Annotated in this window: 8 protein-coding genes; 7 read left to right on the top strand and 1 reads right to left on the bottom strand. The window is 34.8% G+C overall.

Features of this window, described 5'->3' with window-relative positions; translation table 11 throughout:
- Positions 1-493 precede the first annotated feature (493 nt).
- From KNQ97_RS18960 to KNQ97_RS18945, 4 genes are all read left to right on the top strand, one after another.
- The gene (locus KNQ97_RS18960) at positions 494-1,066 is read left to right on the top strand and encodes a TetR/AcrR family transcriptional regulator (RefSeq protein WP_253612619.1); all 573 of its coding nucleotides are present in this window, start codon (positions 494-496) and stop codon (positions 1,064-1,066) included.
- Between the two features lie 820 nt (positions 1,067-1,886).
- On the top strand, positions 1,887-6,116 hold the full coding sequence (locus KNQ97_RS18955) for a YadA-like family protein (RefSeq protein WP_253612618.1): 4,230 nt from the start codon (positions 1,887-1,889) through the stop codon (positions 6,114-6,116).
- 102 nt (positions 6,117-6,218) lie between these two features.
- Positions 6,219-7,049, top strand: a complete 831-nt coding sequence (locus KNQ97_RS18950; protein ID WP_253612617.1) for an OmpA family protein — start codon at positions 6,219-6,221, stop codon at positions 7,047-7,049.
- Positions 7,050-7,479: 430 nt separating this feature from the next.
- Positions 7,480-8,304 (top strand): DUF6502 family protein, encoded by an 825-nt coding sequence (locus KNQ97_RS18945; protein WP_253612616.1) that lies wholly within the window; start codon positions 7,480-7,482, stop codon positions 8,302-8,304.
- Between the two features lie 8 nt (positions 8,305-8,312).
- Here KNQ97_RS18945 and KNQ97_RS18940 read toward each other — a convergent pair whose 3' ends face one another.
- Positions 8,313-8,669, bottom strand: a complete 357-nt coding sequence (locus KNQ97_RS18940; RefSeq protein WP_001203192.1) for an IS630 transposase-related protein — start codon at positions 8,667-8,669, stop codon at positions 8,313-8,315.
- 497 nt (positions 8,670-9,166) lie between these two features.
- Between KNQ97_RS18940 and KNQ97_RS18935 the strand changes: the two genes are divergently transcribed.
- The 3 genes from KNQ97_RS18935 to KNQ97_RS18925 form a co-directional block, all read left to right on the top strand.
- Positions 9,167-9,985 (top strand): hypothetical protein, encoded by an 819-nt coding sequence (locus KNQ97_RS18935; RefSeq protein WP_001120776.1) that lies wholly within the window; start codon positions 9,167-9,169, stop codon positions 9,983-9,985.
- Positions 9,986-10,443: 458 nt separating this feature from the next.
- A complete protein-coding gene (locus tag KNQ97_RS18930) occupies positions 10,444-11,289 on the top strand; it encodes an OmpA family protein (RefSeq protein ID WP_253612615.1) in 846 nt (281 codons plus the stop codon).
- A 35-nt stretch (positions 11,290-11,324) separates the two neighbouring features.
- Positions 11,325-12,146, top strand: an 822-nt coding sequence (locus KNQ97_RS18925) for a BapA prefix-like domain-containing protein (RefSeq protein ID WP_253612614.1), incomplete at its 3' end; no start/stop codon positions are given.

The raw sequence follows: 12,146 nt of genomic DNA, 5'->3' as shown, positions 1-12,146 counted from the left end.
TGAATGACTTTTAATTTTAACTCTTTTGAATGCTTCGGAATTGGCATAGGGCACACCTCATAAGTTTAAAAAGTCTAACTTATGGGGTGCAGTTCAGGGCGAGGGAGGGACACCTTCGGGTGTGCTGGATTCTTTGGCTCCAGTCTGCTAACCCTCTTTCGTTTCGCCACCATTATTTAGCAGTAATGTGGTGAAACTTCTTTATAGCCAAAGGAGTTCGCTATGCGTACTAATTCTTCTCATTTATTGGTTTTTGCCAAAGTCTTTCTGTCTATACCACTTAAACAGTCTATAAAGCGGTTGAATCGACTTTAGGTTTTTGCACCTTAAAAATCGTTACGACTCAAAAATTATAGCAACAATAAACCCGAGATAGGCGAGCACATCTTTATTGTGCGGCTTTTGCATGCCTGTATTTAGCACTCAATTTAAGAGTGACGGCATTTTTATCTCTTTTTATATACAACAAAAAATTATTTTAAACGGTATTACTATGCCAAATTTAGAAACATCTTCCAAAAAACTAAACATTATTCATACAGCTATCCGTTTATTTACAACTCGTGGTTTTCATACAACGGGTGTAAACCTTATAGTTAAAGAATCTAAAATTCCAAAAGCTACGCTTTACAACTACTTTTACTCAAAAGAACGCTTGATTGAAATGTGTATCGCCTTTCAAACAAGCCTGCTTAAAGAAGAAGTGCTATCCATTATTTATTCAAACCGTTATTACAACACAACCGATAAACTCAAAGAAATTATTATTTTACACGTCAATTTTAATAGCCTGTACCACTTACTACTTAAAGCTTTCTTTGAAACTAAAGGAGTTTATCCTCAAGCTTACCGTATGGCGATAGAATATAGAAAATGGTTGCTTCGAGAAATTTTTGATCTAATTTTTAGTTTAGAAACCCGTGCATTAAAACCCGATGCTGACATGGTTTTAAACCTAATAGATGGTTTGATGTCCCAATTTTTAAGTTCAAATAGTTTGGACGAACGAGATATAGTTGTAGAGATGTTTTTTAGACCTACCTCTTTAAGATTAAAGAACCTTTAGATTATAGGATATTTGATTGATGTGGCTACTTTTGAGTTTGTTGATCAAGAACATCATACGATGAGTTAGAAACATCTCCATAATTTGTTATAGGAGCAACAATTGTGAATAAGTAAAAATAGAGCAAAATATTATCTCTTAACAATCATTCATTGTGATTTAGAACAAATCTTTAATTAATACCATAAATATGTTCCATATGTACATTTTTATGGTATTTTAAGACAAGATTCACGTTGTTCAGGCATAATGTGATATCTATTGCATGTATTATGCACAGCTCAATGCAAAATGCTTTGAGCTTTTTTATTTTATAGTTTTGTAGGGCTTAATTTATTAATATTTATAGGTCTAATATTTCTATTACCTCAAGTTTATAAATAATTTTATTACATTGATTTTAAGTAATTTTTTAGTGTTTTTTGAGAATTTTTTTGCAATTGATTTAACTAGTGGAACCTTTTAATCACTAAACAGATCTAAAGCTAATTTTTTAAAAAAAATATTAAATTTATTTTATTGTACAGTTGTGCCTTTTATGGGGCCGATATCTTTCAAGTTTAGTAAAAAAACAAAGTAACCTTTTGTAATAATTAAAAATTATAAATTTATCAAATCCTGAAATGTAAATAGAAGAAATTTTACGACACGAATAATATTTTTATTAAATATTATGTGCATATTGCACATATTTAAATGTGATGATAATTTGATCACACTAATAGAAAAATTGTTGCTGCAGTTATAACTGTCGCATCTCTAGCAGTTAGCTTGAGCACAAAAATATTTCCAATCAACGTATGCTAAAAAGGAAATTAAAATGAATAAGATATATCGGTTAATTTGGAATGATGTTCTAGGTATTTGGGTTACTGCTTCAGAACTCTCTAAGGCCAGAGGGAAGCGTAGTTCAGGTAATAATATTAAAAATAAAAATATTGGTAATTCATCTAGTAAAGTTAAATATAATCAATATATTAACATTTGGGTGGGTGGTATCTTTTTAAGTGCTTTAATATCAACTGGTGTGTTTGCAGCAGGTAGCGCAGATATAGGAACACCAATAGTAACTGCGGCTATTGGACCGAGCAATAATTGTGTGAGTCAAGCGGCAACCAATCTTACTAGTGTCGTTCCATGGACATGTCTTGGCCAAACAGCAACTGGCGGTTTTACTCTCATTAACGGCGTGCAAGCCAACGCACAAAATGTAGGTCAGGCTAATTTAGATGCAAGAGCTTCTGGACAAGAAGCAATTGCAATTGGTTTTATTGATACAACTGCTTCGGGTACTAATAGTGTGGCAATTGGAGAAACTGCTAATGCGTTAGGTAAAAACTCAGTTGCTATTGGTAAAAATATTATCGCAGATAACTCTAATATAAATGAAGACCTATCTAATAATGTAGCGATTGGATCTAACAGTATAGCTAGTACAAAAGGTAGTCAATATACTGTAGGTTCTGGAGGTGCTGTAGCTATTGGTTATGGTGAGGATGCTAATGGTGTCGGGGCTGTAGCGATAGGTTCATCAAATACAGCTGAAGGTGATGGGGCAGTTGCAGTAGGTCGAATAAATAATGCAATTGGAGATGGAACTATTGCGCTAGGAGACAGTAGTATTGCAAATGGAGATCGGGCAGTCGCAGTAGGTTCTGTTGCCCATGCTATTGGGACTGCTGCTGTGGCTGTTGGTGATAGCTCTACGGCAGATGGATGGAGTGCAATCAGTATTGGTCGTGTTGCAAATGCCGATGCCGATTTCTCAATAGCTATGGGTGATTTTGCTCAAGCATTATCTTATAGTGCGTTAGCTTTGGGGCGTAACAGTTATATTGATGCTAATTCTAATGAATCAATTGCTCAAGGTTATGGAAGTTCAGTGACAACTGCACGAAATGCTGTAGCAATTGGAAGTGATGCAACCGTAAGTAATCGTAATAGTGGTATTGCTATTGGTGATAATGCACAAGTAATTGTGGGAAGTCACATTAATGATGTGAATGGCCTACCTGGTTCTATAGCAATAGGTCTAAATGCTCGTTCAGTAGGTGGTAGCGAAGTTATTATTGGATCTTATGCCGCTCAGAATGCGCAACGCTATGATGACGGTGCTAAAAATACCTATGGTTCAGATAGTGTTATGTTAGGCAATCAAGCTGGGCGTAATTCTCAATATCTATATGCGACATTTATTGGTGATCAAGCAGGTCAAAATAGCATTGGTCAACACAATAGTTATGTAGGGCAAAATGCAGCAAGATACCGAACTGGGAGCTATAATACCGCTCTAGGTAGTAATGCATTAACAGGAATTAGTAATACTACAAACTCTACTGGTAATTCTAATACGGCTATCGGTACGGCTTCAGGTGTCTCTCTAGAAGGAGATGGCAATACATTGACAGGTGTATATACAGGTCAACGCATTATTGGAAATAATAATTCGGCATTCGGAAATAATGCTGGTGCAAATATAAAAGGAAATGAGAATATTGCTATAGGGTACCTTTCTGGGGTTTCTTCTCAAGGCAACAACAATGTTCTTTTAGGCTCAAATTCTAATATAGGTGTAAATACTAATAATGTTGTAAGTATTGGAACGAATACTCGAGCTACTAAAGAGAATTCAATTGCTTTAGGTGCAAATGCAAATACTGTTACTGATGCAACACAAGAGTCAGAGGCAAATTTAAATGGTTTGACCTATGGTAATTTTGCGGGACAAGTTACAAATACAGGGATGCAATTGTCAGTTGGTTCAGCGGGAGCAGAACGTCAAATTAAAAATGTAGGGTCTGGTTCTATTTCCGAGACTAGTACAGATGCTATCAATGGTAGTCAGTTATATGCAACGAATAATATATTAGGTAATGTTGCTAATAGTACAATAGATATTTTAGGAGGTGATGCTAGTTTAAATAGTAATGGCACACTTTCAATGAGTAACATTGGTGGTACTGGACAAAATACAATTGATTCAGCAATAGCAGCGTCAAGAACAGAGGTTGCAGCGGGAACGAATGTTGCCGATGTAGTTAAAACTACAGGTAGCAATGGACAGGATATTTATACGGTAAATGCCAAAGGTAGCACTGCGTCAGCAGGATCAAGTGCAGTTACGGTAACGGCAGGTACAGCTGATGCCAACAATGTTACGGACTATGCAGTTGATTTGAGTCAAAGTACCAAAGACAGTTTGGTTAAGGCGGATACAGCCTTGCAAAGTGTGGTGACGCAGATTGACGGAGTTGATGTTAAGACAATCAATAAAGATGACAATAAGGTTAACTTTGTGACTGGAGACAATGTTGAGTTAACAGCGAATGCGGATGGCAGTATCACGGTGGGTACAGCAGCAGATGTGACGTTCAATACAGTGAACACGACGAACCTGACTGCGACAGGAGAAACCAAGCTAGGCGATAGCTTCACGGTGAATAATGGAGGCAGCTACTACACAGGTCCAATTACCGAAGGAAACCATATTACCAATAAAACCTATGTAGACCAGGCAACAGCAGCATCAAGAACGGAGGTTGAACAAGGGAAAAATATTACTGTTACTTCAAGCACTGGTGTGGATGGACAAAATATATACACTGTTGCTACAGCAGATGAGGTTGATTTTAATAAGGTCACAGTTGGCGATACCACAATTACAACAGACGGTATTGTTATCGCTAATGGCCCAAGCATAACAAAAGATGGTATTAGTGCAGGTGATAAAAAAGTAACTGATGTTGCAGATGGTCTTATTAGTGCAGATTCTAAAGATGCCATCAATGGTAGTCAGCTTTTTGGCTTAGGTAATAACTTGACTCAACTGTTTGGTGGTAATGCTCTTTATACTAATAATCAGATTACTTGGAGCAATATTGGTGGCACTGGGCAAAACACCATCGATGATGCAATTAAACATGTAAATGATCAGGCTGCAAATGCAAACCAAGGTTGGAATGTAAGTACTGATTCAGGTTCGAATGCGACAAGCACAGTAAAACCAGGTCAAACTGTAAATATTAATGGTGACTCTGATAATGGTGTACTAGTAACGAATTCTGGTAATGACATTAAAGTGGGCTTAGCTGATCAAATTAAAATTGGTGCAGGAGATAATGCAGTATCAATTGATGGTAATTCTGGAACAATTCAAGCTGGAGATGTTTTGATTGATGGATCAAAAGGCAATATCTCTGCTGGAAAAGTTACTGTTAATGGTGAGGCTGGTACAGTTAATGGATTAACAAATACGACTTGGAATCCTAACAATATTGTTTCAGGACAAGCTGCTACTGAAGATCAACTACAACAGGTTGCTCAAAATGCAACTGCGGCTGCGACAGCTGCTAAAACAACAGTATCGGCTGGTGAGAATATTACGGTTTCAAGTAGTAAAAATGCCGATGGTAGTACGAACTATCAAGTGGCAACCAGTAAAGATGTGAAGTTTGATACAGTTACTTCTGGTTCGATTACTACAGATAAAGTTTCTGTAGGAAATATCACAATTGATCAAACAGGTATAAATGCTGGTGCAAGTAAAGTTACAAATGTAGCGGACGGCACAATTAACTCTACATCGAAAGATGCGATTAATGGATCTCAGTTACATGCGAGCAACACCAATATTTATAACTACTTAGGTGGTGGTGCCAATTATGAAACCAATACAGGCCCTACTTATAATGTGGGTGGAGGCTCTTACAATAATGTTGGAGATGCACTGAATTCCTTAGATCAACAAGTCACTAATGTAAGTAATCAATTAGAACAAGCATTCTATACAACAAATAAACGTATCGATGATTTAGAAGATCATGCCAATGGAGGTATTGCTCAAGCAATGGCAACCGCGGGATTACCACAAGCTTACATTCCAGGTAAAAGTATGATAGCAATCAGCGGTGGTACGTACCGAGGTGAATCTGGTTATGCAATAGGTATGTCATCGATTTCAGATAATGGAAAATGGGTCTTTAAAATGTCTGGAAGTGGTAATTCCCGTGGTGATTTTGGAGGAACTGTAGGCGCCGGTATCCAATGGTAAGCTTTTAGTGATTATTAGGCACATTGAATATTTCAGTGTGTCTAATATAAAGACTACTTAAAATTAAATTATCAAATACAAAATTTATACGGGAATTCAGATATGAAAAATTTATTTATCATGTGTTTAGCAGTGGGAATTTTTAGTGGGTGTTCAACTGGTACGTTAATTACAAAAGAGGGTATGACTGACAATCCTAAATGGCATAAAGCTAATGATGTTATTTTTAATAAGGAGTTAGGAACATTTCCAAATTTACAAAGTTTAAGCCAAGTTCGTTCAGGTATGACAAAAGATCAGTTATATGAATTAATTGGACGACCACAATATGATGATGGGTGGAGACCAAGAGAATGGAATTATTTATTTCACTTTAATACACCTGGCAAAGGTGAAAATGGCATAACTACTTGCCAATATAAGGTTTTATTTGATCAAAATATGATTGCAAGCAGTTTTTATTGGAATCCGATTGATCCGGAAAATGCTGCTTGTCCTCCATCATTCAATCCACCAAAGAAAGAAGAGCCTAAACAGCAAGTATCAATCAAACGTTATACACTAGGCGCAGATGCATTATTTGCTTTTGATAAAAGTGATCTGAATCATATAAATCTAAAAGGAAGGGAGGATTTAGATCGTTTGGTTGCAGAACTTCATAAATTTAAAGAAATTAGAACAATTCGGATTTTGGGATATACAGATTACTTAGGACGGGAGGTTTATAACTTAACGTTATCTCAAAAAAGAGCAGAAACGATAAAACAATATTTTTTGAATAATCAAATCAACGCCCAAGTTCTTATTGCACAAGGTCTAGGCGAGCAGGATCCTGTAAAACACTGTGCAGATGGTCTTTCAAAAAATCTATTAGTGAAATGCCTAGAACCCAATAGGCGCGTAGTAATAGATGTTGATGGTATCATTGAGTAAAAAAATTCATATATTATTTCTATAAAAGGCTTATTCATATTGAATGAAGAATAAGCCTATTTTTTTACAGAATTAAATTTTTTAAATTGTTATTGATAATCAAAATGGTTTTTGTATAAGTTTTTGTTTTTATTTGAAATATTTTAATAATTTAATTTCTTTGAATATTGTTTTTTTTATATTTTTAGACATATCTTAGTGTTATAAGAAACTTAATAATTCTCTTTTTAACATCAACACAGCTTGTAGAGAATTAACCAAGTGTACGAAAATAGTCCATTAGTTTATAAAAAAAAGCCTACATTTTTTTAAAAAAAAGCCTACAATTTATTAGGTTGAAAAAGTATAATTTTATTAAATTAAAATGTTTTTTAACTTTCTAACTACTATTGATTTGGGGAAGTCTATTTCATCTCACACTGGAGTATGCATGGGTAAAGAGACATCGGCTTTGGTAACTTCTAAAGACATGATGTTGTCTCATGACACTGAAACGACATTAGAACATGCTATCAGTATTATGCCTGAGTTGGTTCGTTGGCTTATTAAAACTGGTATTGGTTACAATGAGTTTTCAACCGCCCTAAAATCGGTATTTTATAATGAAGCCATTAAAGAGCTAGACTCTATTAAACAAAAAAAAACAGACTCTGCTGTTAGCTTATTATCTGGTTTAGGGCGACGTGAGGTCAGAAGTTTTTGTCAGACCTATGGTGAGTATAGATTAATTAATCAGTTTAATCAGCAATTACCTATTAGTGTACCTGCTCGTGTAATTGGTTTATGGATAGGACAAAAACTGCCAACCCAAATTCCTTTTAATGGGGAGGAACCAAGTTTTGAGGGCTTGGTTAAGCAGATATCTTCTGAAAAGCATCCAAAATCAATATTACTCGAACTTAAACGATTGGGGTTGGTCATAGAAGAAAATAATCAAATTATTTTGCAGAATTCCAGTTTTACTCCAGATCCACAAATGGATGAAAGTAAGCAACTATTTACTCAAAATATTTCAGATCATCTTGCAGCCGGGATTAGTAATCTAACGCAAAAAACCAATTTTTTAGAACAAGCTATTTTTGCAGACGAGTTAAGTCCTGAATCTGTAGAAAAGCTAAAAAAATTAAGTCTTGATATGTGGAATTTGATGTCTAAGGCTATCCTTTCTTCGGCAATAGAATATTGTAAAAACGATGAAAGATCCCCTGACGCGAATAAACAGTTTCGTCTGGGTATTTTCCAATATGATAAATAAATATTGATTCACTCTCGACTTTTAAATTTATTTTTCCACCCAATTTTTTTTAAGCCTCTCCATAGAATAGAATATGAGACTTTATAACCAAATCTATGTTCAAAAGGGTCTATTAATTCTCTGATTTTAGAGAAGGGTGTAGATTTTACAAAATCTTCAAAGCTTTTTAAGTCATAAATAGAAAAGGGTCTGCCAGTACGAGTAAGTGGTAGTGGTTTTAAATCTTGTGTTGTTTCTTCAAGAGCAATCCATTCATCCAGTGTTGATCTGGCAATCTTAAACTGTTTACAGACTTTTGACTTATGTTGCGTTTGTTTGTAAGCAGCCATTACATTCTGGCGAAAGTCTAAAGAATACGCACGCATAGAATTTAACTCATTTCCCTAGTGTCAACTGTTTAATAAAAACTTACTGTTTGAGCTATCGTAATTTTTTCTATTCAAATGTTACAGTTCTATCTCCTTTTGTTTAGAGTCACTCAAAGGAAATGTACCATTATTTAAAAAATATGTACATATTGCACATATTATTATTTTTTTAGAATTTTATTTCCCTCTCACATAATTTTTTTTATGAAAAATGGTTTAATTGCACATTTTTGTTTGTCAAAAAGTATGTTTATTGTTAAATTATATTAGGTTTTAATAAGACTGGAGTTCCAGACATCATAGAATTGTAAAAGAATATATTTATTTCTGAATACCTAGATTTTTGTTAGCTACTTGAATTCTATAAAATTTAAATTTTATAGTGATTGAATAATTCCAAGTATTTAAGTTTCCTATAAAATATTTCATGAAAAAACAGGTTTAAAGGAATTTTCTGTTTTTTAGTTCTTACAATATTTATTGAGATAACTCATATGCCTCATTCGCGTCTTACACTACCATTAGTATCTGTAGGTTTATTTATGCTCTCGGGTTGTACTGGAGAGGATGGCGGATTTAATGTTGGAGTGACTTTAGGGGGAACTGGTACGGGCGAAATGACAGTTGGTACTGAAAACCCTGTTACTAATCCTCGACCAAATCCAGGTTCTAATCAAATGGAAGATGATGGTGAGTATGCTGTTGCTTATCCAAATCCTGTAACACAATATTGTGGCGGTGTAGAGCGAACAATTCAATTTGTTAGACACTATGCTCCATTTATCCCTATGAAAATGGGGGATCGGATGGATCTTTTAGGAATAAATAGTGGATTAAAGGTAAGGTATAAATTACAAGTCATTGTGAAAAATACGACATCAGAACCGATCTATGAGTACATCAACAGTTGTAAAGCTGCTATACAATTAACGGGTTCTAAAACAGAAAAAGAAACAGAAACGAATTATTGTTTAAATGATGAAACTGTTAATACTTATCAACCCAATGAAGAAAAAACATATTACTATACTTTTAATTTACCTAATATCTTGCAGAATTGGACTGCAAGTTATACTTCACAATATTCTAAACAATTATATCCAACAATGTACGATGATGATAATGAGAGCCTAAGAACTCATTGTGCTGCGCTAAGTACAATATTATTAATGGATGATTATCCATCAAGTAAAGATGGAGCTCCTCCACAAACATCTGAACAAGAAAATGGTTCTAACTCGTCGGAAGGAAACTCAAATAATGATGATAGTACGACAGAAGAGCCCCCAATCTTCGGTGGGTTTGATTTATAAGTTTAAATTTAAAGTAGACTAAATTTAACTTAATTTTTTCTTTCAAACTGCTCTTCATCTAAGCCATCTACTTAAGTATGGCTTTTTTTATGTCTTATTCTCTTATAGAAATTATTTACTTTATCCGCATAAGACGCTACTGAGCTTAAGTCACGCAGTCACAAATTTTCTATGTTAAAAATGCACATAATTAATTGTAGATAAAAAATAACAATTTTTTATTAAAAAAATAAATTAAAAAAAATATTAAATATTAAATATTTAAATTTATAAAAGAATTTTTTGAAACTATTTTTATTTTTTTAATATAAAAAGCATAGTTTGAAATCAAATAAAAATGTGTAAAATGAACATAAATCATGATGTGAATTTGATAACTTCACTTTGCATATGTGAGAACTGCTTCACAAGTATAGAGATAACAATGGTTTTTACTTTTAACGTTTAGGGAATGCTATATGTATAAATTGCGATTGTTAGTAATAGCTGTGTCAATTGGACTGTCTGCCTGTGCAGCCAACAATTATTCCCAGCCTACAGGTTTACGGTTTCAAGAAGGGGGCAACGATAAGGCTCAAGTAATAAACGTAAAACGAGATGATAAATTATGTGCAGAAGATGCTCCGGAAAAGCAAAACTGTCCTATTAATTTCTATATAGACAACATTCAATCGGGTAGCTTCTATATTAATAATGCAGCGCAGTACCGTTTGAAGCCTGAAATTTACAATTTCAAAGTTAAAAATTGTACTTCTCAAGAGTGTCAATCATGTGATGTAGACCTTCAAACCAATCAGTTATCCGACAATAATTTGACCCTTTCCATAGATAAGAATGGCAAACCTTATATTTTAAATAATGGAAAAGAACTTGTTTGCTCAAAAAAAGAAGCAACTCCAACTATTGAACACACTTCAGTAATCCAATTATCAGCAGATACTTTATTCAAATTTGATGGTTCTACACTTAATGACTTGCTGCCAAAAGGGCGCCAAGAAGTAACGGATTTAGCTTCTAAAATTTCGCAGGGATACGTCTCGGTAAGTGCAATTAAATTGACTGGTCATACAGACCGATTAGGCAATCACAATTATAACCACAAGCTGGCGCAAAGCCGGGCGGATACAGTACGGAATCTTCTAATCCAAAATGGGGTGGCTGATAGCGTTATCAGTACAGCAAGCATGGGAGAAACTCAACCTGTAACTGATGGGTGTCCTAACGCTAAATCACAAGAAGCCTTAAAAACCTGCTTGCAACCAGATCGTCGTGTAACTGTCGAAATTACTGGGATTTCTAAGTAATTACCAATTTATGGAATAAGAAGTTTAGGTGAAATATGACTAATTTTATTGTAATAGAAAAAGATTCATTAGAGAAATCAATAGTTAATTCGAATCAGATTACTTTAACAGAAGCATCAATCGTTCATACGAAAATGCATCGTGATGATGTTGAGGAATTTATCCGTGACGGTAATAACTTATTACTTAAATTGAAAAATGGAGAAGTAATAGTTATTGAAAATTTCTTTACTGCTTATGATGAAGTAATTTCTGACTTAGTATTTGAAGAAGATGGGTGTGTTCTTTATTGGTTCGATGGGGTTTCTGACTTTAAAGGTATTCCTGGGTTAGAAGTATTACTACCAGAAGCAGGAAGTCAACTTGCTAGCCTTTTACCTTGGTTAGCTGGTCTGGGTGCTGTTGGGGGGATAATTGCTGCAACCCATAATGATGATGATAATTCCCCAAGTAAACCTAATGGTGTGAATAGTATCCAAGTTTCAAGTGATGGGCTTATAACGGGTAACACTGAAAATATTCCTAATGGCAGTAAAGTGAATGTTACCATTACGGGTAAAGATAAAGATGGAAATTTAATTAGTCAGGAAATTGAAACAACTATTAATCCTGATGGTAGCTATACAATAGAAGTGCCAAATGACTTTGCTGATGGGGATTTAAAGGTAGAGTCTGAGGTTGTAGATCAAAATGGTAATGTTGTAAAAGCCGAAGGCAATCTGTCTGGTCAAGGTGGTCTGGACCGCGTTGATGGATCAATTACAGTAGATGTTGACGACCAGGGTCATATCACAGGTGGGACCACAGATGTAGCACCGGGCAGCGAGGTGACCTTAACCATCACAGGTCAGGACCAG

The sequence above is a fragment of the Acinetobacter sp. UC24323 genome (genome assembly GCF_024151445.1).
GTDB lineage: Bacteria > Pseudomonadota > Gammaproteobacteria > Pseudomonadales > Moraxellaceae > Acinetobacter > Acinetobacter baumannii.
Note: the sequence above shows the minus strand (reverse complement) of the source record. Positions and strands in the feature narration are given on the sequence as shown.

What these genes read in the sequence shown, in the direction of transcription:
- KNQ97_RS18960 (WP_253612619.1), top strand. Translation starts at nt 494, where the DNA reads ATGCCAAATTTAGAAACATCTTCCAAAAAACTAAACATTATTCATACA.
- KNQ97_RS18955 (WP_253612618.1), top strand. Translation starts at nt 1,887, where the DNA reads ATGAATAAGATATATCGGTTAATTTGGAATGATGTTCTAGGTATTTGG.
- KNQ97_RS18950 (WP_253612617.1), top strand. Translation starts at nt 6,219, where the DNA reads ATGAAAAATTTATTTATCATGTGTTTAGCAGTGGGAATTTTTAGTGGG.
- KNQ97_RS18945 (WP_253612616.1), top strand. Translation starts at nt 7,480, where the DNA reads ATGGGTAAAGAGACATCGGCTTTGGTAACTTCTAAAGACATGATGTTG.
- KNQ97_RS18940 (WP_001203192.1), bottom strand. Translation starts at nt 8,669, where the DNA reads ATGCGTGCGTATTCTTTAGACTTTCGCCAGAATGTAATGGCTGCTTAC.
- KNQ97_RS18935 (WP_001120776.1), top strand. Translation starts at nt 9,167, where the DNA reads ATGCCTCATTCGCGTCTTACACTACCATTAGTATCTGTAGGTTTATTT.
- KNQ97_RS18930 (WP_253612615.1), top strand. Translation starts at nt 10,444, where the DNA reads ATGTATAAATTGCGATTGTTAGTAATAGCTGTGTCAATTGGACTGTCT.